The sequence below is a fragment of the Oceanospirillum sanctuarii genome, from assembly GCF_002150805.1.
GTDB classification, from domain to species: Bacteria; Pseudomonadota; Gammaproteobacteria; order Pseudomonadales; family Halomonadaceae; genus Oceanospirillum; species Oceanospirillum sanctuarii.
Window position 1 is genome coordinate 265,210 of the sequence record NZ_MTBA01000004.1, and the last position, 24,364, is coordinate 289,573.

Sequence of the window (24,364 nt, forward strand, 5' to 3'; positions counted from 1 at the left end):
TATTCGGTTAGGGTCAAACTTACCCAGCCCGAAATCCATCAACCGGCAGTAAAGCCGACCTAAAACACAATGATTCAGACTTTCAGGCCAAAAACATAAACTGAGTTTATGTGTAGCTCTGGAAACTAGCAGTGTTGCACTTAATAGTTGAATCCAAGATTCCTGCACCATTCTATCAGCAGACACAAAAGCAGGATGAAGAGGGACTTGTGAAGAGAAATGATAAATCCATTTTCTGATCTGACTGCTTCCCTGCCATTGCGCTTGTACGCCTTTGATTCCGCTCTTTACCTTAAAAGCGGCCATATGCTGAGGCTTAAACCAAACAAGCACACGGTTTACAACATCTGATCGATTAAAAATTTATCGGAAGCCAATTAAGAATTCAACCGCGAAGAAGGTCTGATAAGGCGGCGGGCTCGGTGCCCACCTTGGAATGAGAAGCTGGCGACTGGCGCGATAATCAGCGCCAGCAGCTAAAATGCGATTTAGTTCGTGCCTTTAAGACACGCCTTTAACCCTACCTCTAACTCCTTTACTCCCTCAAACGGTTGCGGGCTGATCAGCTCAAAACGGGAGTCCCGTCGGTAGGCGATGGGGAAGCGGTCGGATTCGCTGCCGACTCGGTTATAAAACTGCCATTGGTTGCGAACGCGATATACAGCTTTCAGGCGTAGCAGATCCGGTACGGTTTCCAGCCAGTTTACCAATTGAGCTTCATCAAACTGATCCTCCGGGTGGAACAGCCAGCCGATTGTATAAACCCCTGCGCCTTCGCCGGAGAGCTGAACCGGCTGCCCCGGTTGTACCTTCTGCAGGGCATCGGCGGAGAAGGCTTCCGGTGAGGCTCCGGCGATCTCCCCATGGGAATGACCGTGATGATGATCATGCCCATGATTATGATGGTCGTGGTCGTGGTCGTGGTCGTGGTCGTGGTCGTGGCTATGATGGCTGTGACCATGATCATGGTGAGCCACTTCCTGCGCATAAAAGGCACCATCCCGACCTAGGGCCAGAAGGCTCAGATCCAGCTTACCCTGCTCTGCCCGTACCACCCGCTGCTTGGGTGGAAACATACCCAGCGCTGCCCGTTCAAACCGTGCGGTTTGTTCTTCCGTCGCCAGATCGGTTTTATTCAGCACCAGAATATCGGAAAGACTCAGTTGATCCTGAAAGATCTCATGCTCCTGCACGCGGGGATCTTCAATGGCGCGGGGATCCACCAGACAGATCACTGCCCGCACATCCAAAACGGGAGCGAAGGTTTCGCTGGTAAGAGTATCCAGAATCCCCGCCGGATGACCGATGCCGGTGGGTTCGATAATCAGGCGATCCGGTTTATGCAGACGGATCAGTTTCACCATCGTTGCCGACAGCACCACCCCCAGGCTGCAGCAGATACAACCACCGGGCAGCTCCTGCACCTTAAGACCGCCCTCACCTTCGGCAGCTTCCGATTCCGGATAGGCCGCCTGATCGATACCGATCTGACCGAATTCGTTCACCACTACGACCCACTTTTCATCAGCAGGCTTCTGCGCTAACAGATGACGGATGACGGTGGTTTTACCGACACCCAGAAAACCGGTAATCAGATGGGTGGGAATCTTTTTAACAGACGGGCTAGCAGATGCGGTCGACTGTGATAGGCTCAAGGGAAAACTCCTGCAGAACAGCGAGATAAAGGCTTTAGGGTTAGAATTCGAAAATGTTACAACATAACATTTTATCTGTCTGCAGAATAAAACGATCAGGGAAATAGAGAGAAACCACCATGAGCAGCCAAACCCGTAACCCATTTTTACGTCTGCCGGTCAGTGTGAATACCGATGTTGTTCACTATCTGGTTCACGCCGACCATATTCTACAGATCACTGAACACGATATCCTGTGCAGTAATGTGGAGCTGGTGAACGGTAAGCAGTTTCTGGTGGAGCTGAATATGGAGATGATCGAAAAGATGCTGAATCAGGCCTACGGCCATGAGATCGCGAAACCTTACTTTGGCGAGTAGTGCTGATTCAGACTTGCGATCTCTTGTGTAGAAAAATCAGCCGAGCCTGATCAGGCCCGACGGAAGTAACGATAGAAGCGCATCAGATCCTGTTGCGCCTGATGACGCGGCATCAGCTCAAACCGCACCTTGGTATTGGGGTGACGCTGCGCCAGCTGACCGGTATCCGGCGGATACACACAACCCAGTTTCGGGTAGCCGCCGATGGTCTGACGATCCCGCATCAACACGATAGGTTGTCCATCCGGCGGAATCTGAATCGCCCCCAGCGCAATGCCCTCTGAGGTAATCCCCGCCTGCAGCGCTTTGATCGGCGCACCCTGCAAACGAACCCCCATACGGTCGCTGTCCGGTGAGATCTGATACTCCTCACTGAAGAAGCGCTCCAGTTGCTCGGCAGAGAACTGGTCATACTGGTATCCGGCGATCACCCGCAGCACCAGAGTTTCGGAATAATCCGGTAGGTAGTTGTTGCTCACCCGCTTGCCGATCAGATTCTGCAGCTGAGGATCTTTACGGTGCTCCTGCTCATCACAGGGCAGGCAATCACCGAAGGTAAGCGGTTTGCCATCACCGTGCAGACCGCCCATCTGTTCCCGCTGAACGGTGGCGACACTGCCGTAACTCTGCTCAACCTTAAAGCCGCCCTTCACCGCCAGATACGCACGGGTGCCGGAACGGGGATAGCCGAACTCCAGCCGATCACCGGCACGCACCGGAATCACTTCCCAGTTGGCGGCAGTTTCACCATTGATAGAAACAGCGAGATCGGCACCGGTCACGGCGATCAGAGTATCTACCTGCGCCTGCAGTTTGAGGCCGCCAAAGCTGATCTCGACAACCGCAGCATCCCAGGGATTTTTCAGCAGATGGTTTGCCCAGAGAAAGGCATGCTCATCCAGTGGGCCACCTGTGGTCAGCCCCACATGCTGATAGCCGTGACGACCGCCATCCTGCAGCTGAGACATCAGCCCCGGATGGATCACGCTAAAGCCAGTGCCTTGTGACGAACGGTTATCCACCGCAACTGTATCGAGTTGCGCAGCCTGTTCTGAAGGCGTTTCAGAATCCAGAACACCGCCCATCGCCAGAAACTGCTCACGGCTGATCGGCACAAAACGTACCGAATCACCGGGGGCTAACGGAGTCAGATTGGGCAACGAGCGATCTATCATCGCCTGAGGTGTGCGACCGATAATGTTCCAGCCACCGGGGGATTCCAGCGGGTAAACCGCAGTCTGGGTTCCGGCGATAGCGACAGAACCTTTAGCAACGGCAAGTCGTGGTGTTTCATGGCGGGGCTGGGCGATACTCTCATCCACATCACCCAGATAGGCAAAACCGGGAGCAAAACCGATGGCGGCAACGCGGTAGCTTTTCTGGCTGTGGCGCTGAATCACCTCATCTGCCGTTAAGCCTTTGGCCTTGGCCAGCGTTTCCAGATCGGGGGCGACTTCCGGGGCGTAATAAACCGGAATCGTAACCTCATTCCTCTCTGCCGCATCAGGCTGATCTTCAGTCTCATGATCAAACTGATCAACAGGTGAAAGCTCACCAAGCAAGGCTTCCAACTGCAGGCGTAGTTGCGCGGCATCCACCAGCAACAGATCAAACGTCACCAGCACCGAGGTATAGGCCGGAATCAGATCGGTAATGCCTTTAAACTGACGGATCTGCTCGCAGGCCTGGGCGATTTTCGCACTCAGCTGCGGGCTGGATTTGGCCGCAAAGTAGAGAATCAGGCTGTCGGTTGAGGCTGTTTCAATTCGCACCATAGAGTTCAGATTCCGGTTTTGATCGTTTTCTTTAATAGCTAATCGTTTCGTAAAAAAGCTAATAGACTAAAGGGCATTCAGCGCCTGACGGATCGCTTTTACCGCCTGCAACGAGGCTTCGTTATCGCCGTGGACACAGAGGGTATCGGCTTTAAGACAAACCTCAACGCCCTCGGCAAGGGTTTTAATCGGCTCGCCTTTAGCAATCGCCAACGCCTGCGCGACCACCTGATCCTGCTGGTGATAAACCGAACCGGGGATTCGGCGATTCACCAGTAATCCCTTCGCATCGTAGGCACGGTCAGCGAAGGCTTCGAACATCAGACTGGCGCCAAGTTCATCTGCCAGTTGCTGTTGTTCGCGGTTATCTGCCGTTGCCATCACCAGAACCAGCAGATTGAGATTCTGCGAAGCGCCGAAATCAACAACGGCCTGCAGAATCGCCCGCAGCACCTCCGGTTGCTGCATCATATCGTTGTACAGCGCGCCGTGAGGCTTCACATAACGCACCTGCTCACCCACAGCCTGACAAATGCCCTGCAGCGCTCCCAACTGATAGAGCACCATGCTGTAGATCTCATCGAATGAACAAGCCATGCTGCGGCGGCCAAATCCGACAAGGTCCGGATAGGCGGGATGAGCACCGATCTGCACACCGTGCTGCTTCGCCAGCGCCACGGTATCGCGCATAATCAAAGGGTCAGAGGCGTGAAAACCGCAGGCGATATTGGCCATATCGATATGGGGCATTACTTCCTGATCCATTCCCATGGACCAGCTGCCAAAACTTTCACCCAGATCACAATTCAGTTTCATATCGCTTTTAAGCCTCTGCCGCGCGACTCTGCTTCAACCCTAACCTTTCTATTTGTGAACAGGTATTTGCAGGATGATAAAACGCGCTGTTTTTATTACAATTTTTTGTGACTCATCAGCCAGATTATAGCCTGTCACCGTAGCGACCTGAACCACAACCTAAGCAGGTTCAACCCCTTAAACCCAGAGAGCAGCTTATCCATGCCTAACCTAACCCGACTCTATCCGGCCGCCCGCCGTTTTGAAGCCCTGCCATCTTCTGTAAATCAGCTTGAAAACAGCACGGATAAGGCTCAAATTGCGGTGATCTATACCGGCGGCACCATCGGCATGGTAGAAAGCGATAAAGGTCTGGTGCCCGGCGACAAGATGCCGGAGCGGCTGCTAAAGCAGCTGGAGACACTGCCGGAGGCTCGTTTATCTTCACTGCCAACTTTTGATCTGGTCACCCTGCCCCGACTGATCGACAGCTCCAACGCCACCCCTCAGGACTGGCTGGAACTGAACCGCCTGATCCGCAGCTACACGAAACAGTATCGCGCTTTTATTATTCTGCACGGTACAGACACTCTGGCTTACACCGCCTCAGCTTTGAGCTTTTTACTGCCCAAGTCCCTGCCCTGCATCGTGACCGGTTCCCAGTACCCGCTGGAAAAAGAAGCCAGTGATGCGCTGGGAAATGTGGAAGCCTCTCTTCTGGTGGCTAACAGCCTGATAAAAGAAGCGCTGACCACCGAGCATACAAACACACCACATCTGACACAAAAGGCCGGACTGATTGTATTTGGCGACAAGATTCTGCAGGGCAATCGCGCCAGCAAAGTCAGCACCTACTCGCCACAGGGTTTTGACAGCATCAACCTGCCTCCTCTTGGCACCTGTTCTGAAGGCAAGCTGCAATGGGCTGAAACCAAGACAGTCACAGAGCAGGTATCTGACTCCGAAACCCACTTCCCGGAGATCAAGGCCGAAGCTGTTGATGAGATCCCGCAGGTGGTGATTCTGAAACTCTGGCCGGGGATTCAGGCGCAACAGGTTGAGAGCCTGCTGGCGGCTCCGGTTAAAGGAGTGATTCTGGAAAGCTATGGCAGCGGTAACGCACCGGATCTGAATCAGCCGTTATTGGCTGCCTTTAAAGCCGCCAGTGACCGTGGTGTTGTGATCGTCAATCGCAGTCAGTGCCCTCAGGGTTCTGTCAGCATGAGCTATGCGGCAGGTTCTGCGTTGGCGGACGCCGGTATTATCAGCGGCTATGATATGACCTGTGAGGCGGCATTCAGCAAACTGACACTCTTGTTTCTGAGTGATTTAACCGCCGACGAGGTTAAAGATGCCTTTAACCGAAACTATTGTGCTGAGCGGAGCGTATAGTCAGTAAACCTTAGGCGTTTCACAGTACAGAATGCAGCCCAAGGTACAAAAGAAAATAAAAGAGCAGCACCGTGCTGGCAGAAGAGGCAAAACGATGGATCCGTTGAAAAACCAAACACTGAACACAGACTTCCACCATGAGTCCGGCAGTATTAACAGCGGCTTCTATCGCGATCTACCTGCGGTCAGTGACTTCTCACTATTACTCAATCTGGATACCTATCAGCCGGTACCCGATGACTGGTATGTGCTGGTGGCGGATGTGGTCAACTCCACCGGTGCAATTCTGAATAACCGCTATCAGGATGTGAACACTCTGGGTGCCAGCTGTATTATCGCGGTGCTGAACGCCTGCGAAAAAATTATCTCCGCCGATTGCGATCCGGTCACACCTGCCGCAAAACATCAGGATGAACTAAATGCGGAAATAAACCCAAGCCTCGATATCAACCCAAGTGCCTTGCACAGCCGGGAGAATATTCCTTACGTGTTTGGCGGTGATGGTGCCTCTTTCTGTATTCCCCCCTGCTATCTGGACGCGGCACTTGCGGCGTTGAAAGGCACGCAAAAAGTCTCAACCGAGGCCTACAATCTGGAACTGCGTACCGGTTATGTGGCGGTATCTGATCTGAGAACTGCGGGTCACGAAGTGCTGATCAGCAAGATGCAGGTGACCGACCATGCCTTTCAGGCGGCCTTTGCTGGCAGCGGTATGACCGAAGCGGAGGTCTGGCTGAAAAAAGATCCGACGAGGTATGCGATACCGGCTGAGATTCCGGCAGAGGCAGATTTCTCCGGTCTGCAGTGTCGCTGGGATCGTATCCCCAGCCCACGGGATGAAACCGTATCCCTGCTGATCGAAAGCCGCTGTACAACGCTGGCGGAGCAAAGTCGCCTTTATCAGGACACCATGGCCAAGATCACCGAGATCTACGGTGACCGGGATCAGCACCACCCTCTGCAAGCCAACAACATGCAGATGACTTTTTCCAACGAGAAACTGCGCACCGAAACCCGACTCTACAGTGCCGGTAAAAGCTGGCTTTATAAGCTGGGTTACATGGTTAAGATCCGCTTTATCGCTATGATGGGTAGTCTGATGATGGCCACCAATATGGTCGCAAACGGCTACAACTGGGGCGGCTACAAAGAAGATATGATCCGCCATTCTGATCACCGAAAATTCGACAATATGCTGCGTATGGTACTGGCAGGTTCGCCGGAACAGCGGGAAAAACTGGAAGAATGGCTGAAGGAGAAGCAGGAATCCGGTGTGCTCTTCTACGGCATCAGCACTTCAGAAGCAGCCCTACTCACCTGCCTTGTGTTTCAACATGGTCACGATCATTTCCACTTTGTTGATGGTGCCGACGGTGGCTATGCCTTAGCGGCAACCCACCTGAAACAGCAGCGCCAGAATGCGCTGGCACCCGCTATGGTGCCGGTTTCCCCTCAGCCTCTGGGTAATACCTGAGGCTGGGTTTATCCCTCCATTAAAGCCCACCATTAAAGCCATCCTATCAAGACCTCCCATAAAAGCTCCTCCTAGCCTTACTTCTTAACCAGCTGATTTTTAAGGGCTGTTGTCTTTAACGCAGATAAAACCGATCAAATGCGCTTCTGTAATTAATAACGTCATACTTTTCGTGTTGCATTGCAATATAGGCCGGCGTAGAGTCCGCCTATGTCAGCAAGGCTGCTTTTCAACGCCAAAACTGAACCCGTAACGCCAAGCTGAACACCGATTTCAGCGCAGGAGGCAACATTATGATGACGGAAGAAGAGTTTAAAGCACTGCAGCAGTGGCGCAGCCACGACCTGTTGGAAGGCGTACGCTATCTGATGGCGGTCACGCCGGTTAACAGTCTGACGGATCTGTTTCGCCTGAACGAGATCGCAGAACGCTATCGGCAGCACTATATCCTGCATACCGACGACTAAGTGGCATCCTCAGCCATAAAAAAATCTATCACTAACGCCCGGTTTCCCGCCCTGCTTGCTTTACAGAATGGCGGCATTTCACTAGAGTTCGCCCTCGGCAAAAACGGGGTAGCAAGTGATGCAACAGCAGCAAAATCAACACGACGTCATTATTATCGGAGCCGGTGCGGCAGGTCTGATGTGTGCCATCAGTGCCGGACAGCGCCAGCGTAACGTGCTGATTTTGGATCACGCCCGTAAAGCGGGTAACAAGATCATGGTGTCCGGTGGTGGCCGCTGTAACTTCACCAACTATTACGTTGAACCCAACCGCTACCTGTCGCGTAACCCGCATTTCTGCAAATCTGCCCTGAGCCGCTATACCCAGTGGGATTTTATCGCTCTGGTGGACAAACACGGCCTGCCTTATCACGAGAAAGAGGAAGGTCAGCTGTTCTCGGATAATAAGTCGAAAGCGATTCTGGATATGATGCTACAGGAAGTATCCGATGCCGGTGCCCGTATTCGTCTGAAAACCGAAGTGCTCGGTATCGAGCAACTGCCGGAAGACGCCGCCCCCTACCGTTATCAACTGACCGTGGAACAAAACGGTCTGAAAGAGACACTGCAGTGTCAGTCACTGGTGATCGCAACCGGCGGTCTGTCCATGCCGACCATGGGAGCATCGGGTTTTGGTTATCAGATCGCGGAACAGTTTGGTCTGGCAGTACTGCCCCGCTCTGCCGCTCTGGTGCCTTTTACCCTGCAGCCGGAAGAGAAAACTCTGACCGAGCCTTTATCCGGCCTAAGCACTCCGGCAACCCTGACCTGCACGCCTGCGAAAGGAAGCAAGAATGATAAGGGTAAACCCCGCGAAGGCATGAGCTTTACCGGCAGCCTGCTCTTTACCCACCGCGGCTTAAGCGGCCCTGCAGTACTGCAGATCTCCTCCTACTGGCAATCCGGCGATACCCTGGAGATCGACCTGATTCCGGGACTAGATCTGGATGAGCACCTGAAAGAACTACGCCAGATCCGCCCGAAAGTGGAACTGAAAACCGTACTGGGTGAGCACCTGCCCGCACGTCTGGCCAAAGCCCTGTGCGAACACTGGTTCGATAACACCACCATGAGTGAACTCAGCAACGCTAAAATCGAAGAGATAGCCGACAAGGTGCACCGCTGGCAGCCGAAAATCTCCGGCACTGAAGGCTATCGCACTGCGGAAGTGACCTTAGGCGGCATCGACACCGACGAGCTTTCCTCCAAAACCATGGAAGCGAAAAAAGCGCCGGGCCTCTACTTTATCGGTGAAGTAGTGGATGTCTCAGGCCACCTTGGCGGCTTTAATTTCCAATGGGCATGGAGTTCCGGTTGGGTCGCCGGGGAAGTTGTTTAAGGTGGGTTAAGGTATTGCCAGCCAGCTAACGTCTAGTTCAGGCACAACCTATAAAAAAACCGCCCAAGTGGCGGTTTTTTGATCCAGCTTTAGCTTTGGGGAGGACGTCCGGTCTTAAAGATGCTCTTTAAAAAACGGGCCAACCTGCGCCATAGCCAAAGCAACCGGTTCGGCTTTGTCGTACAGGTCGTAGTGAGACCAACCTTCCGCAACAAATATCTGCTTCTTGTCGGACGCCGCTCGGCTGTAGATCTCCCAGCCATCACGGTAGGCACCAAAACCTCCCGGCTTGCTACCCACAACAACCATCAGAGGTTGAGTCAACAAGGTTTCGGCATTCGTAAAAGCATCCCATCCCATCGCCGAGCCGGTAAAAGACATCAACTGGCTGGTCGCGCCATTTGGCTTCTGTCCACGAGCAGTTTTGTAATACTCCGTTGCTTCAAGCACATCGATATCACTGATACCCGCGCTCTTGGCTGAGTCGACGGATTCCGGCAGTAAGTCACTGATCGATCTCTTCGTCCCCATCGCCTGTTCGGTTCGCATGTCTGCAATCTGTTTGGCGAGCACCTGAGGCTGAAACTGTGCGAAACCCTCCCGGATCAGGCGGCCATAGTTAACGCCTGTGATCGATGTCAGCGCCTTAATTCTGTGATCGGTTATCCCGGCATGGATGGTATAAGCACCGCCCCCGCATACCCCGATTGCCCCGATACGATCCGGGTCAACATAGGAGCGGGACTGCAGATAATCGACCGCAAAACGAATATCAGAAACCCGGATTGCCGGATCTTCAATAAAGCGGGGGAAACCACCGCTATCACCCTGAAAACTGGCGTCGTGAACCAATACAATAAAGCCTTCTGCTGCCAGTGCTGACGCATAAGTCTTCCCTGCCGTCTGCTCCTTACAGCTACCGATAGGATGGGTGCTGACTATCGCCGGATATTTTTTTGTCTCATCAAAATCCGCCGGAAAATAGATATCGGCAGCAACTTCCCAGCCCAGATTTTGATAGCGAACCGTTTGTAATGTTGTCATGAGGTTATCTCTCTGAATGATGAAGGATCAGGTATCAGATCAGGGTACGGCTGAAGAAGGGCGCTAACGCCTCAACCGCCTGCGCCACGTATGTTGGCTGGTCGTACAGCGACATATGGTTCGCACCGTCAACAATGATCAGCTGTTTGTCTTCAGAGGCCGCACGGGTCATCAGGTCTTCACTCATCCAACGGCTACCGGCCTGATTGCCCGCAATCATTAACAGAGGCTGTGTCAGGAAAGCTTCCGCTTTGTTATAGGCGTCGTAAGTCACCAGCTGATTGAGGTTGCGGGTCAGGGTATAGCCCGGTGCATTCGGGTGCGCACAGCGTGGGGTGTGGTAATACTCCCAGGCTTCTGCCAGCTCTTCATTAGGCGCATCTTCTTTGCGCATAGGAGCCAGGGGGATCTGCATCAGATCATTTTTAGCCGCGTCGCTGGTTCGGGCCTGAGAACCAAAATCGAGATAACCCACAGCATCGGCATCAGCAACGGTATTGTCCCAACCATTGCGGAACATCTGACCGATATTGACGGCACTGACGGTAGCCAGCGCTTTGATACGTCGGTCATTAATGGCGGCATTGGCGGTGTAGCCGCCACCGGCACAGACTCCCAGCGCACCAATTCGGGCAGTATCAACAAAGTTCAGCGTGGTCAGATAATCAATTACTGCGCTGATATCTTCAGTACGTACGTAGGGATTTTCCAGCTGGCGGGGCTCACCGCTGCTCTCTCCCTGATAAGACGCATCAAATGCCACCGCGATAAAACCATTTTTAGCCATCCACTGTGCGTACAGGCCTGCAGCCTGCTCTTTCACACCACCACCCGGGTGAGCAACAACAATCGCAGGATAGGTTTTACTCTCCTCAAAGCCTTCCGGTAGATGAAGATTTGCGGCCATAGTGATGTCTGCGCCATTCAGGTTTTTAAAGGTTACGTGTTTCATTGTCTGCGCTCCGTAAGGATTATTTAGTTGGGCTTGCTGAGCCACTGAACGCAGTTTAGGAGTAACACCTGAATAGAAAAACATGCTAAAACTATCATGATAATTTAGCAGAGCTTTACAATATGAAACTCGATCCGTCCTCTTACCCTTCTCTGATCTGGTTCAGTCATGTCGCCCATCACGGCAGCTTCACCAAGGCGGCCGATCACCTCGGTATCACCCGCGCGGCGTTGTCACAGCATGTTAAATCCCTTGAGCAGTTGTTGGGGGTACGCTTGCTGAACCGCACGACCCGAAGCATGTCACTGACCGAGGAAGGCAGAAAACTGTTGGAGGTCTTAACCCCGGCTTTGGACTCAATTGAGCGGGTCGTGACCGATCTGCAGGAAGCTCATGATGAGCCCAGCGGTATGATTCGAATTAACACCTCCCGGGTTGCCGCCAACCTTCTGCTGGTTCCTGTGATCGACCAATTTCTGCAGCGTCACCCCAAGGTAAAGGTAGAGATCGCCATTAATGATGGCTTTACCAACATCATTTCCGACGCGATGGATGTCGGTATCCGGCTTGGTGAAAGTCTGGATGAGGGGATGGTGGCGATACCGGTATCTCCCGTCATTACCCCCGCGATTGTTGCCTCTCCGGACTATCTGAAGCGTCATGGATATCCGACAACACCGAACGAGCTGACAGGGCATAACTGTCTGGCCTATCGCTTCTCAACCAGTGGTGCGATTGATCGCTGGCAGTTTCATTCTCCCGAGGACGACAAGCGGGTGGTTCATTTTGAACCGGATGGCAATGCGATTTTCAATGATGATGACAATATGATTCAGGCGGCTCTGAATGGTGTTGGTCTGATGAAGCACCTTGATCTCTGCATTGCAGATCAGCTGAAAGCTGGCACTCTGGTGAGGGTTCTCGACCCGTGGTGTAAACCCTTCCCGGGGTTTTATCTCTATGTCTCTTCAAGAGAGAATATGCCGGCAAAAATCCGGGCTCTGATCAACTTCCTGACCGAACAAAGACAACAACTTTCTCAGCTAACCCGCACCCTCTGAGCACGGGGTCAGAATGAAATATCCCTGCGATCAGGTCATCGGGTTGGCAGGATGTTTCCGTATAACATCCCGAAAGAAATCACGTTCATCTACAGGTTCACTATGTCTGATTCCACCCCAAAAGATACAACCCCGACACTACCGGAAAACCTAAATATGGATTTCAGCCAGCGCCTTGCCATTAACACTGCTGAGATGGACTGGCTGCCAAGCCCTGCGCCGGGAGTGCGCCGTAAGCCGCTGGAACGGGCGCAGCGGGAGGCAGGTCATACCACGAGTATTGTCGAGTACGCGCCGGGTACGGGCTTCAGCGAACATCCGCACCCGTTGGGTGAGGAGATCTTTGTTCTGGAAGGCGTATTTTCTGATGAAAGCGGTGATTATCCTGCCGGATCGTATCTGAGAAATCCGCCGGGCAGCCGTCATGCACCTTTCAGCAAAGAGGGCTGCACCATCTTTGTGAAACTGAATCAGTTTGATCCCAATGATCTGGAGCCGGTTCGTATCCAGACCAGAGAACAGCTTTGGCGACAAGGTATTGGCGGTTTACAGGTAATGCCACTGCATGACTTTGAAGGCCAGCATACGGCGCTGGTGAAATGGCCTGCCGGTGAGCGCTTTCAGCCGCACCGGCATTTTGGTGGCGAAGAGATTCTGGTGCTATCCGGTACCTTTCAGGATGAACACGGGGTTTATCCCGCAGGCAGCTGGTTAAGAAGCCCGCACCTGAGCCAGCACCATCCGTTTGTTGAGGAAGAAACCCTGATTCTGGTGAAGGTCGGCCACCTGCCGGTTTAAAGCACTGTTCGCACAGGAAGAGAGGGTATCAGGCCACCTCTTCCGCCGCTTCATGGCTTGTAACCACGCGATTTCTGCCGCTGTTTTTCGCCTGATAGAGGGCAAGGTCCGTCCTCTGGTACCACTGGGAGAAGGATTCAATAGGATCAAGCTGACCAACCCCGATGCTGACCGTAAAAGCAGTAACTGCCTTAGGCGAACCGGCTTCAATCAGCTGGCGATAGCGCTCTGCCAGCTCTTCAGCATCCTTAAGCTGGGTATCCGGCAGCAGAATCAGAAACTCCTCTCCACCCCAGCGCACCAACTGGTCGGTCTCCCGCATCGCCTGACTTAGGGTCGTGCTCAGCCAACGCAACGCATCGTCACCCACCTTATGGCCTTCGGTATCGTTAATCCGTTTGAAGTGATCAATATCCAGAATCATCATCACTACCGGAGTCTCATATCGACGGCAACGCGCCATCTCCTGATTGATGATGGGTTCTGCGCCATGACGGTTCATAACACCGGTCAACTGATCCGTTTGCGCCAAATTAAGCGCCTCCTGCTCGGCGACTTTTCGGCGGCAGACCTCCTGCTCCAGACGGGTATTAAGGCGCACATACCAGACAATCACGCCCCCCAGTACCAACACAGTGATCAGGATGCCTACGAGGGTAATCAACCAGTCGTGATCTGCTTCGTAGCGGATGGAGATCCAACGGTTGATCACATCCTGCCGTTCCGCTTCTGAGATCTGACTGATCGCTTTATTCATAATCGGCAGCAGAGGTTGTAGCTCTTTACGCACCCCAATCGACAGCTGCCAGAATCTGTCTATCTCACTGGAGACTTTAAGCTGCCCCTGATAGCGATTCTGAATCCAGTAACCCGAGGTGATCAGAGAATCGATATACCCGTGCAGATAACCATCCCGAACACGAGTCAGCCCCTGCTCGATATTAGCCACCTCGACAAACTCCAGATCCGGATACTGCTCTTTCAGCATCTTATTAAAGGCATAGCCTTTGACCACGCCAATGCGCTTATTTTTAAGGCGCTTAAGATCCGGGATATAGGCTGCATCCACCTGAGTAATCATGACCAGAGGTGATTCCACAAAGGGCTGAGTGAACTCAAGGAAGGACTCCCGCTCCTCGGTCTTCATAATCAAAGGGAAGAGGTCGCAGGCTCCCTGACGTCCGAGTCTCAATGACTCTTCCCATGAGTCGCTGGGTACGCGATTAAAACGCACATTCAGGCGCTCAGAGATCATCCCCATCAGCTCCGCAGACACACCGACATATTCGCCCCGACGCACCGCCTCTAAAGGCATCCAGTCCGGGTCGATACAGATATTGAGTTCTGCATGGCGATTGAGGAAGCTCACCTCAGAGGAAGTCAGTCCGGTGATGCTGTCTGAACGATAAGCTCCGCGCATCCACTTCTCTTTCAGCTCGGCGACCTGATCATAAGGAATTGCCTGCTGGGCTTTCACCAGAATGCTTCTCAGCAGATGATTTTCTTTCTGCACCCCCATAGGCAGAGACGTTCGCAGGGGCAGATCCAGCCCTTTAATCTGGCCGGTCACAAGGTTGCTCAACCAGTGTTTCTGCACGTAGAAGTTCAAAGACGGATAGCTGCCTACAGCAATATCCGCACGACCATTGGCAACCGCTAGTACCGCTTCATCGGTGGTTGAGGTTGCAAGAACAGGAATCGCCGGATAATTACGCTTCAGGTAGCTGTGCAGAAAGGTGTTCTTGGCTACCGCGATAATCTGGCCTTCAAGGGAACTTCCGGTCAGATCCCGATGAAACACGGCTGCGGTAATGTATTCGATATGGTTATACGGGGTGAAATCGATAAAGGCTCTGCGCTCTTCGGTATCCGCAATGGCCGGGATCACATCCAGCTCGCCGGACTGCAGCTGCTTCAGCGCTTCAAACCAGGGGATACCGCTGACAAAACGTATCTCTTTGTGCAGCACCTCTCCCATCTTGCGCATGTAATCGATGGAATAACCTTTGGAAATCCCCCCTTCACTGAATGCAAACGGAGGAAAGGTATCCAGCGCCAGTACAGACAGATCCGGCTTGCTATCCAGATAAGCCTGCTCGTCCGGTGTCAGATAGATAGAGGTAGCTGCAACAGGCTGAGAGACCATAAGAATGAGCCAGAAAAGCCCGGTCAGGAAAAGGCTCAATACAGAGGGGCGACGATGAAGAAACACCTGTGTAATCAATCTTTACGCCTCCTTATGTAACCTTTTGTATCTAGCTGCATGATACAGCGCTAATTAAGGAGACGCACGAAAAAACCAGATTAATTCGACTTATTAGTGAATAAAGTCAATTTGTTAGCAGTAACCATCGACACTGGGCTGTAGATGGTCGCCAACCTATCCTACGAAAACCAAAACCTTCTTACGGAAACCCAATTGATCTAACGGAAACCCAAGCGATCTATCGGAAATCCAAGTCTTCTGGCAGAAATCAAAGCGCCATCAACAAACCCGACAACGCAAAAGCCAACACCAACCAGACGATATGACAGTTAAAACGCTTCAAGGCGAGCCAACCCAGCACTATCAAAACCAGATCCGGCAATAATCCACGCAGGATATGCTCTGAACCAGCACTACCGGATAGCTCTTCAAAAGGTTGCACCAGAGTGATAAAAACCATCATCACTAATGCCTGCAGCAGAAAGCCCACCACCACGGCATTAAGGCCTTTTACCCCCGACATCAACGCCGGACGCTGACTCAGCATCTGCCAGTGGGGTAAAAGTGCCGCCATGAGCATTAATCCCGGCAGAAAAATCCCCAGGGTCGCAACCAGAGCGACCAGTATCGCGGCAACCGGATTCTGGCTTTCATTCCAGCCAATCTCAGCCCCCATAAAGCTTGCCAGGGTAAACATCGGCCCGGGTACCGCCTGCGCCAGACTGTAACCGGTGAGAAAGCGATCTGCTGTCATCTGCGACAGCATCTGCTCTTCCATCAGAGGCAGAACCACATGACCACCGCCAAAAACGAGACTGCCGATGCGGAAAAACTCAACAAAGATCGCTTCTGAACTGAATCGCTCGGCGGAAGGCGTGATCCAGAAGCCAGCGATCAGAAGTCCCGCCATAAGAATAAGAGTGACCCAAAGAGGCTTTTGGCTCTGACAGGCAAAAGCGTCAGACTGATTAACCTCTTCAGCAGCGCTTATTGCCTGTTTCGCTTGCGGTGTTAAAACAAGCCAGCCGACTATTGCGGCCATGACAAGAAGCAGGATCTGAACCCAGAAACTTACTGGTGCGAAAAGCAGGACAGCCAATGCCATCAGAGCGAGACCCCGGGTCAGCATCTGCTGACAGAAACTTCGGAACATTCCTAAACAGGCATCCGCCACCACCACGATGGCCAACAGCTTTAAACCGTGGGTCAGGCCGGTAAAGATTCCCTCGCCTATCAGGGTCGTGGTGGCAAGGGCCAACCAAAGCATCAGCAGAAATGAAGGCAGTGTAAAACCGATAAAGGCTGCGACACCACCCGGGAGACCCGCCCGCTTCATACCAAGGGCAAAACCCACCTGACTGGAACCCGGCCCGGGCAGAAACTGACTCAAAGCAACCAGAGCGCCGTACTCCTTATCACTCAACCAACGGCGCTGCTCAACAAAGCTTTTTCGGAAATAGCCAAGATGCGCCGCAGGACCGCCAAAACTGAAGCAGCCCAAGCGCAAAAACACGGTAAATACTGCCAGCCATGAATCCTTCTGTTCACCACGGCCATCTGTCAAAACCTGTTCTCTGCTCACGACAAAACCCTTTTCTAAAACCCGTAAAACTCTTTTAAAAACAACAAAATGGAAAATCTTACCAAGCCAATATGACAACTTTCTGACATGCCCTGACCCATTAAGGCTCCACAAATCAACACAAGCACAGAAAAATGACCCGAATCAAATTAATCACGTTCCCTGTCAGTTCGATGCAGTAGCCCGCATTAAGCAGTAAATTGCGTTTTACATTCAATTACTTACCGAATCAGCCGATCACTGGTTCATGCTGCTTAACGCTGGTAAGATACGCGCCATCCTTTTTGGCTGCCTGACAGAAATGATCCGGACTTTCCCTGAGAACGGATCGATAAAACCTCTGCAGCTCGCAGTCACAGGTACTTGAAGGTGGACTGAAACCCCACAGATAAAGGCTTTTCACTCTTGGGATAAGAGCTGAAACAATAAAAAATGATGAGTATGAATAATCAAACGGTAGATTTGTTTTCCCCGGATCATGATTATGATCTGCGCTTTCATGAAGAACCCGACCTGAGCTTTGCCAGTCAATGGACCTCAGTGCCCGTTCATATTAAAGAAGCCGTAGAGCTGTCTCAGAGCCTGCCTGTGGTTTTTCGTCGTAACCCAACCGGTACGATCGAGATCATTGCGCTTTTCACCTGCAACGGCGAACACCTGATCAAAAAAGGTCAGTGGAGCCTGAAACAACAGCCGGATCTGCTGGATCTGTATCCTTTCACCTGGATGCTGAAGCAGCGTGATATCAAGCTGGCCTACTATCCACAGGCACCACACTTTCAGGGCAAAGGTCAGAAACTGCTGACCTCCAAGGGCAAACCAACCCGTAAACTGAATGATGTAATCAAGGGTCTGGACAAGGCACAGAGCTTCTTCTCCGTGACCGGTCAGCGCATGATGGAGCTGGTTCGCTTCAACCTGCTGACACCGATTACAGTAGCCCAGAACGTGACACTGCCTCAGGAAACCTATCTGGTTCTGAAAGAGCCTGTTTCTGAAGAGATCCGTTCCCAGCTGAGTGGTGAAGTGGCTCACCTGCTGGACTGCCATGTTAAGAGTCTGGCGCTGCTGCCAGCGATCAATGGCGCTCTGACTGCCTCTGCAGAAGCCGCTCCAAAAGCGGCTGAGAAGAAGGCATCTGCTAAGAAGGCGGAGACCAAAGAAGCAGCTGAGAAAAAAGCTCCTGCTAAGAAAGCCTCTGAGAAGAAAGCCTCTGAGAAGAAAACAGAGCCCGTTAAAAAAGCAGAGCCAAAAGCTGCTGCGGCAAACAGCGCAGCCGGTATCGATGGCATTATCGATGCCGCTTGTGCCAAATTCGAGGTTAGCCGTGACGACCTGCAGAGCCGTAAGCGTAACGACCTGCTGACTCAGGCCCGTAACCAACTGGCTGCAGAAGCGAAAGCTGCTGACAGCCTGAAAGAGATGGCGGCATGGCTTGAGCGTTCACCAGCAACGCTGAACAGCTGGCTGAAATAAGCGTCTTAAACCGCTAAGGACGGTCAGGGTTTAACACTCTGACATGCATTAAAAAGCCCGATGAAAACCTGACTAACATTTGTCAGGACCTTCATCGGGCTTTTTAGTTTGAGCTGTTTTTAGCTCAGGCGTTTTCGATCTGCTCTTCCAGCATGTGCTGTTTCACCACATCCGGCAGCTCGACCACCTTACGCTCTGTCATGGAAAACCAGCCAAAGACAGCCTTATGTCGGGCAGCCAGATCGCCATTCTGACGATAGATATTGTTCACCAGCTGAACCGATTTGGCAGAGCCTGTCGGTTCGCCAATCTCAACGGTGACCTCAACCATTTCACCCATAAAGAGCTCACGAAAATATTCCGTTTCCTCTTTAAAAAGCACAGGCCCCAGCCCCTGTTTTTTCAGCCATTCCTGAGTCATGCCGACCTTAATCATGTAACCCACACGGGTATGGGCACAAAAATCAGCGTAGGCACTGTGGCGCATGTGCTGGTTGGAGTCGCAGTCACTCCAGCGCACTTCTATCTGTTTGCGGAATAAAACCTTAGCGTCTGACATTGCTCTCTCCTTCTCCGCACTCAGATCCGTAATCCGATGCGGGCAGTAAATCTTTGAATCCGATATTAGAAGCAACAGGCCGGGACAAAGGCCATTAAAGCTTCGGGAAGCCCTGATCAAAAAATGCTTCGTGTCTTAAGGGCACAATCACATTCAAAATCAGGTTATCGATCCAATCGCAGTTGCAGCATTGTGCCCCGATGTTTGGTATAAGTTAAATTCATAATTCAGATTCAAGCCATGACTTAGAATCATTAAGATATAAAAATAATAAAATCAAAAAACAAGAGCCTGCGAATGGATATCCGAACCCTGAAAAAGATCGACCTGAACGCACTGGTTACCCTGAAAGTGCTGCTGGACGAAAAACACGTTACCCAGACAGCTAACCAGCTCAACCTGACCCAATCCGCCGTCAGCCGGACTCTGGCGAAACTGCGGGAGATGTTTGATGACCCTTTACTGGTCAAGTCCGGTAAGCATCTCGCCCTGACCAACCGGGCGGAAAAGCTGCAACCTCAGCTCAATGCCCTGCTGGAAAGCGCCAGCGCCCTGCTACTGCCGGAAGAGTTCAATCCGGCAACCCATAAAGGCAGCATACGTCTGGCGACGACCGATTACGGCACCCATAGCCTGTTACCGAGACTGGTTCCGGCACTGGATGATGTTGCTCCCGGTGTTAGTCTGACCGCCGTCGACTGGCGCTCTAATCTACTCACTGAGCTGGAACAAAACCGGGTCGATCTGATTATCGGCGGTGCAACAGAACCACCGGCGGATATCTTTCAGCGTATCGTCGCCCGGGACAAGTTCGTTGCCGTTCTGAGAAAAGGTCATCCCTGCGAAGACCGGATGAGTCTGGAAGATTATCTGCAACTGAAACACGTGATGATCAGCCCGACAGGTACCGGCAACAGCGGTATCGATGACTTGCTGGCTCTAAGCGGACACAAACGCAATATCAGCGTACGAGTACCTCACTTCTTCGCCGCGCTGGAGATTATCGCTACCACCGACATGGTGATCCTCCTGCCTGCAAAATTTGTCCGTCGCTATGTCGATCCGAAGAAATTCAGCGTACTGGAACCACCCTTCGAGATCCCGCCGATGGAGATCTCCATGTTCTGGCACGCCCGAATGCATCATGATCCATTGCATAAATGGTTCCGCCAGTTTGTCTACGACACCATTTATGACCGGAGCCGTTAAGGCTGCTACCCGCGTTATTCCCGAGCGGGAAGAGTCTTGGCATTCAGCACACGAATACTGATACCGATCACACAGGCGGTGAACAACATCGCCACCATAGGTAGCGGCGTGCCATCGGCGAAATAACCGATGATACCGCCGGAGAGGCCTCCGGAAAGAAAGCCCAGAGCGGCAATCAGTGCAGTTGCAGTGCCTGCCCGCTCCGGGAAGAGTTCGGTGGTGCAGGAGATGCTGTTTGCCACCACAAAGCTGTGGCTGCCCATAAAGAGCATGGTCAGAGGGATCAGCACATACAGGGAATGCTGATCCACCAGCAGGATATACATCACCATCAACGCACTGGCGGTAAGCTGCATCCCCTGACCGAGAGCGATCAGCTGGCGGGATTCAAAACGACTTAAAAGCCTGAGATTGACCCGACTCATCAGCACCATGGCTGCGACATTAAAACCGAAAACAAAGGGATAAACGGTTTCAGACAGGCCAAAGTAGCCCATCAGCACACCGGGCGATGCAGTAATAAAGCCCAGTAAACCGGCATAGGCCGCACAGGTCGAGGTGATAAAACCCCAGACTCTGCGCTCTCGAATGACAACAAAGTAGTTCGCCAGCAGGTTGCCACTGGCTTTCATCGGACTGGTTTCCGGCAGATGCTTATAAAACAGCAGCATCAGGATCAGGGCATAAACCAGCAGAAAACCAAAGATAGTATTCCAGTTACTTACCTGCAGAATCAGCATCCCGATAATGGGTGCTGCAAGGGGGGCGACCATCATCACCTGCATCACCCGTATCAGGTTTGCCGCCCCGGCTTTACCGGAGCTTAGATCCCGGATAATGGCAGAGCTGTTCACCATCGCAAGACCACCACCTAGGGCTTGCAGAAAGCGCAATACCCAAAGCTGAACCAGACTGTCAGAGAGCATGATGCCAAGGCTTGACAGGGCAAAAATGCCAAGACCACTGACCACTAATTTACGGCGACCAAACCGATCCGACAGCGGGCCACCCAACAGCTGCCCCAGACTAAGCCCCACCAGAAAATAGCTGATGGAGATCTCAACTTCATGCACAACGACATTGAAGTCTGTTGCCATTAACGGGATGGCAGACAGATAAATATCCGTTCCCAAGGGTGCAAGAGCAGTCAGCGCCGAGAGCATTAACAGCAGCCCGGTAGTCGCCTGAACAGCGGCAGCCTGTTGAGTTGAAATAGGGTGTTTTGGGTCAGACATGCAGTATGAATCCTCTTCACGGATGGCAGGCATCCCGGGAAAACATCAGAAACGGTCAGAGAAGAAAAAACAGGGTGAGCCGTGACGACTCAACCCTGTGAAAAAGCAACATGGCAAACCTCTTGCGCAAGGGGCATCAACCTTGTTGCTGTTATCCGCCTGAAGAGCAGGCAGTAACGGAAGTGATGGCAGTTCTTACACCGGCACAGTAGTCAAGAACCGCCAGATGGCACGGTTATCAGCTCACTTTGATAAAGCATCACACAGGCACAGTTGTGAAGCTCTGACAAAGGACCTTATAAAGGCACAGTCAGAATCGGGCGACGACAGTGATGCATCACTTTAGTCGGTGTATCACCCAACAGGCTGTTCTGGTGACGGACACCCATGACGATCACAGAGGCATCGATCTCATCGGCAACTTCCAGAATTTTTTTCCAGGGAGTGCCTTCTTCAACACGAGCTTCCAGCTGACCTTCTTCCAGCATCTCAGAAGCATCCAGCTCTTCACGGCAGAAGCGCTCAACACGCTCAACCACCTGCTGCTGAACATGCTGCAGACTCTCATCGTGCAGGGCTTTCAGGCTCGGATCATCGCTCATCATAGAACGAACCAGACGCTCGGCGTGGCCGCTTACCGGCTCAACCACATGCAGAAAAGTGATCTTAGACTGATAGTGACCACACAGGCTCATGGCCGCACGGAAAGCCGGACGAGAACCGGGACGGATATCGGAGGCATACAAAATTCGGGTAACACCGGGCAGCATCGCTAACCCTCCTTATCAGCTTGGAGGGTTCAGAGGTGGGTCGCCTCTGAACGCACTCCTGTCATTGTTATTCTGTTAGCTCTGTAAAACTTTGCTGAAGGCCGTTAAATGACCTTCAGACAAATGCTTTTCGCGTTCAGGCGCTAAAGCACGCTTATCGGTAAAGTGCACTTATCGATACAGCAATTCCGGCAGGAACAGGGCGATCTGAGCAATAAAGGTGATCAGCGCCAGACGGATGATATCGGCCATCCAGAACGGTGTTACGCCCTTGAAGATGGTGCCCGGTTTCACATCCCGGAGAACCGCACTTAACACGAAGACGTTCATCCCCACCGGCGGCGTGATCAGACTGATCTCAGTTACCACCACAACCACGATACCGAACCAAACCAGATCGAAGCCCAGACTCTGAACCAGCGGGTAGAAGATAGGCACGGTCAGCAGCATCATGGACAGACTCTCAAACACCATACCCAGCACGATGTAGATCGCCAGAATCACCAGAATCACACCCATCGGGCTAACATCCAGTGAGGTCACAAACGCCAGAAGAGCATCCGGCAGACCTGCACGGTTGATAAAGTCAGAGAACACCAGTGCACCGATCAGAACACCAAACAGCATCGCTGTAGTTCGACCGGTATCTGTCATCGCATGGAACAGGGAGCCCAGAGTCAGGGAACGACGGGCCAGAGCGATAATGAAAGCACCGCCAGCACCGATACCCGCCGCCTCAGTTGGCGTGAAGACACCCAGATAGATACCGCCCATCACGATGGTGAAAAGAACCAGCACGCCCCAAACACCTTTCAGTGCTGCGAAACGCTCGCTCCAGCTCATTTTCTCCCCCGGAGGACCGGCTTCAGGATTACGCCATACGATATAACGTACCGCCGCCAGATAAAGCAGAATCCCCAGCAGACCGGGCAGGAAACCCGCCGCAAACAGCTCACGGATACTGGATTCGGTCAGCAGACCGTAGATCACCAGAATCACACTTGGCGGAATCAGAATACCCAGCGTACCACCGGCTGCGATAGACGCGGTTGCCAGAGAGTCGGAGTAACCAAATTTACGCATTGGCGGCATTGCCACCTTCGCCATGGTTGCAGAGGTCGCCAGAGAGGAACCACAGATCGCGGAGAAGCCACCACAGGCCACAACCGTTGCCATGGACAGACCACCTTTACGATGACCCAGGAAAGCATAAGAAGCCTGATAAAGTTCCTGAGACAGACCGGATTTGGTCACCAGGTTACCCATCAGAATAAACAGAGGAATAACGGACAGACCGTACTCCTGTGCAGTGTCAATAACACGGTTCGACGCCATAGACAAAGCGCCGGTCCAGCGGAAATCAAAGAAGTTGTCAAAGCCCAGCCCCTGCAGGTAGGCGAAGCCGAAGAACCCTACAAAACCCATCGCGAAGGCGATCGGGATTCGCACGATTACAATCAGCGCCAGCAGAATAGCAAAGCCGATAAGTGCTACAGTCATAAACTTGGTCCGGAAAAAACGCAGATGACAAAACTCAGCCTGACCGGTGGCAGACAGAGCCGTTAGCTCTGCAACTGCACCAGACGATGAAACGATAACTCAGGGCCGAGCCACGGGTTTCAAAAAGCCACGAATTTCGATTTAGTCACGGGTTTCGATAATGATCCGATAAACGCCATAGGTGATCATCAGTGCAGCAGTGGCATAACTCATAACTGCGATGTACTGAACGATATAACCTACAGGTATTTCGAGGTACTCCGTTACCACGCCACGACGCAGAGAACGGCCACCCAGGTAGAACATACGTTCCGCCAGGAAGTAGAGTCCGGCAGACATCAGCAGTGCAGAGAACAAACCCAGCACGCGCATCAGTTTGTTGCTGATAAAGCTGTCCAGAATATCAACCACAACATGGCCACCACGCCAGGTAACAATCGGCATCTGGGCGAATACAATCACCGCCAGACCAATTTCTGTCAGCTCTACGGCACCATCAACTGCATTATCGAAGAAATATCGCCCGATTACGTCCATGCAAGTCAGAGCCATCAAAGCAAACAACACTACCGCCGCACAGGCCTCAAGGAAAAAGGCCAGCCATACGACTGGCCCTTTTTCTTCGTAGTGCTCTGCCACCCACTTAGGAAGCATTGCGAGAGACATACACTACTCCA

The 24,364-nt window shown here is 52.4% G+C and carries 21 protein-coding genes; 9 read left to right on the forward strand and 12 right to left on the reverse strand.

Features of this window, described 5'->3' with window-relative positions; all coding sequences use genetic code 11:
* Positions 1 to 488: 488 nt before the first annotated feature.
* Complete coding sequence (locus tag BV405_RS17645) at positions 489 to 1,655, reverse strand: CobW family GTP-binding protein (protein ID WP_245832277.1); 1,167 nt, start codon at positions 1,653 to 1,655, stop codon at positions 489 to 491.
* Between the two features lie 119 nt (positions 1,656 to 1,774).
* On the opposite strand from BV405_RS17645, the gene BV405_RS08215 reads away from it, so the two are divergent.
* Positions 1,775 to 2,014: a hypothetical protein gene (locus BV405_RS08215; protein ID WP_086480387.1), complete on the forward strand. Its 240-nt coding sequence runs from the start codon at positions 1,775 to 1,777 to the stop codon at positions 2,012 to 2,014.
* Positions 2,015 to 2,064: 50 nt separating this feature from the next.
* On the opposite strand, the gene pxpB is transcribed toward BV405_RS08215, so the two are convergent.
* Together pxpB and BV405_RS08225 are read right to left on the reverse strand one after the other, a co-directional pair.
* Entirely contained in the window at positions 2,065 to 3,789 is a 1,725-nt protein-coding gene (pxpB, locus tag BV405_RS08220) for a 5-oxoprolinase subunit PxpB (protein WP_086480388.1), read from the reverse strand.
* 66 nt (positions 3,790 to 3,855) lie between these two features.
* On the reverse strand, positions 3,856 to 4,605 hold the full coding sequence (locus tag BV405_RS08225) for a 5-oxoprolinase subunit PxpA (protein WP_086480389.1): 750 nt from the start codon (positions 4,603 to 4,605) through the stop codon (positions 3,856 to 3,858).
* A 201-nt stretch (positions 4,606 to 4,806) separates the two neighbouring features.
* Here BV405_RS08225 and BV405_RS08230 point away from each other — a divergent pair, with 201 nt between their 5' ends.
* The 4 genes from BV405_RS08230 to BV405_RS08240 all read left to right on the forward strand — a co-directional run bounded on the left by BV405_RS08230 (position 4,807) and on the right by BV405_RS08240 (position 9,295).
* The gene (locus tag BV405_RS08230) at positions 4,807 to 5,976 is read left to right on the forward strand and encodes an asparaginase (RefSeq protein ID WP_086480390.1); all 1,170 of its coding nucleotides are present in this window, start codon (positions 4,807 to 4,809) and stop codon (positions 5,974 to 5,976) included.
* A 94-nt stretch (positions 5,977 to 6,070) separates the two neighbouring features.
* Positions 6,071 to 7,450, forward strand: a complete 1,380-nt coding sequence (locus BV405_RS17650) for a DUF3095 domain-containing protein (protein ID WP_176330084.1) — start codon at positions 6,071 to 6,073, stop codon at positions 7,448 to 7,450.
* Between the two features lie 293 nt (positions 7,451 to 7,743).
* Positions 7,744 to 7,917 carry a hypothetical protein gene (locus BV405_RS17655; RefSeq protein ID WP_176330085.1) on the forward strand — a complete coding sequence of 58 codons (174 nt, stop codon included), beginning with the start codon at positions 7,744 to 7,746 and terminating at the stop codon, positions 7,915 to 7,917.
* Between the two features lie 118 nt (positions 7,918 to 8,035).
* Complete coding sequence (locus tag BV405_RS08240) at positions 8,036 to 9,295, forward strand: BaiN/RdsA family NAD(P)/FAD-dependent oxidoreductase (RefSeq protein WP_086480392.1); 1,260 nt, start codon at positions 8,036 to 8,038, stop codon at positions 9,293 to 9,295.
* A 114-nt stretch (positions 9,296 to 9,409) separates the two neighbouring features.
* Here BV405_RS08240 and BV405_RS08245 read toward each other — a convergent pair whose 3' ends face one another.
* Positions 9,410 to 10,339: an alpha/beta hydrolase gene (locus BV405_RS08245; protein WP_086480393.1), complete on the reverse strand. Its 930-nt coding sequence runs from the start codon at positions 10,337 to 10,339 to the stop codon at positions 9,410 to 9,412.
* A gap of 34 nt (positions 10,340 to 10,373) precedes the next feature.
* Positions 10,374 to 11,291, reverse strand: a complete 918-nt coding sequence (locus tag BV405_RS08250) for an alpha/beta hydrolase (RefSeq protein ID WP_086480394.1) — start codon at positions 11,289 to 11,291, stop codon at positions 10,374 to 10,376.
* A gap of 122 nt (positions 11,292 to 11,413) precedes the next feature.
* Between BV405_RS08250 and BV405_RS08255 the strand changes: the two genes are divergently transcribed.
* Positions 11,414 to 12,352: a LysR family transcriptional regulator gene (locus BV405_RS08255; RefSeq protein WP_086480395.1), complete on the forward strand. Its 939-nt coding sequence runs from the start codon at positions 11,414 to 11,416 to the stop codon at positions 12,350 to 12,352.
* Positions 12,353 to 12,454: 102 nt separating this feature from the next.
* The gene (locus BV405_RS08260; protein ID WP_086480396.1) at positions 12,455 to 13,150 is read left to right on the forward strand and encodes a cupin domain-containing protein; all 696 of its coding nucleotides are present in this window, start codon (positions 12,455 to 12,457) and stop codon (positions 13,148 to 13,150) included.
* 28 nt (positions 13,151 to 13,178) lie between these two features.
* Here BV405_RS08260 and BV405_RS08265 read toward each other — a convergent pair whose 3' ends face one another.
* Together BV405_RS08265 and chrA are read right to left on the reverse strand one after the other, a co-directional pair.
* Positions 13,179 to 15,296, reverse strand: a complete 2,118-nt coding sequence (locus BV405_RS08265; RefSeq protein WP_140054531.1) for a diguanylate cyclase — start codon at positions 15,294 to 15,296, stop codon at positions 13,179 to 13,181.
* Between the two features lie 328 nt (positions 15,297 to 15,624).
* A complete protein-coding gene (gene chrA / locus BV405_RS08270; RefSeq protein WP_245832278.1) occupies positions 15,625 to 16,938 on the reverse strand; it encodes a chromate efflux transporter in 1,314 nt (437 codons plus the stop codon).
* A gap of 441 nt (positions 16,939 to 17,379) precedes the next feature.
* Between chrA and BV405_RS08275 the strand changes: the two genes are divergently transcribed.
* Positions 17,380 to 18,414, forward strand: a complete 1,035-nt coding sequence (locus tag BV405_RS08275) for a SapC family protein (protein WP_176330086.1) — start codon at positions 17,380 to 17,382, stop codon at positions 18,412 to 18,414.
* Between the two features lie 124 nt (positions 18,415 to 18,538).
* Here BV405_RS08275 and BV405_RS08280 read toward each other — a convergent pair whose 3' ends face one another.
* Positions 18,539 to 18,973 carry an acyl-CoA thioesterase gene (locus BV405_RS08280; protein WP_086480399.1) on the reverse strand — a complete coding sequence of 145 codons (435 nt, stop codon included), beginning with the start codon at positions 18,971 to 18,973 and terminating at the stop codon, positions 18,539 to 18,541.
* 297 nt (positions 18,974 to 19,270) lie between these two features.
* Here BV405_RS08280 and BV405_RS08285 point away from each other — a divergent pair, with 297 nt between their 5' ends.
* Positions 19,271 to 20,182, forward strand: a complete 912-nt coding sequence (locus tag BV405_RS08285) for a LysR family transcriptional regulator (protein WP_086480400.1) — start codon at positions 19,271 to 19,273, stop codon at positions 20,180 to 20,182.
* A gap of 14 nt (positions 20,183 to 20,196) precedes the next feature.
* On the opposite strand, the gene BV405_RS08290 is transcribed toward BV405_RS08285, so the two are convergent.
* From BV405_RS08290 to BV405_RS08305, 4 genes are all read right to left on the reverse strand, one after another.
* Positions 20,197 to 21,417: a multidrug effflux MFS transporter gene (locus BV405_RS08290; RefSeq protein ID WP_176330087.1), complete on the reverse strand. Its 1,221-nt coding sequence runs from the start codon at positions 21,415 to 21,417 to the stop codon at positions 20,197 to 20,199.
* Positions 21,418 to 21,713: 296 nt separating this feature from the next.
* On the reverse strand, positions 21,714 to 22,187 hold the full coding sequence (locus tag BV405_RS08295) for a universal stress protein (protein ID WP_086480402.1): 474 nt from the start codon (positions 22,185 to 22,187) through the stop codon (positions 21,714 to 21,716).
* Positions 22,188 to 22,358: 171 nt separating this feature from the next.
* Positions 22,359 to 23,687: a TRAP transporter large permease gene (locus BV405_RS08300; protein ID WP_086480403.1), complete on the reverse strand. Its 1,329-nt coding sequence runs from the start codon at positions 23,685 to 23,687 to the stop codon at positions 22,359 to 22,361.
* Positions 23,688 to 23,828: 141 nt separating this feature from the next.
* Positions 23,829 to 24,353: a TRAP transporter small permease gene (locus tag BV405_RS08305; protein WP_086480404.1), complete on the reverse strand. Its 525-nt coding sequence runs from the start codon at positions 24,351 to 24,353 to the stop codon at positions 23,829 to 23,831.
* Between the last annotated feature and the right edge of the window lie 11 nt (positions 24,354 to 24,364).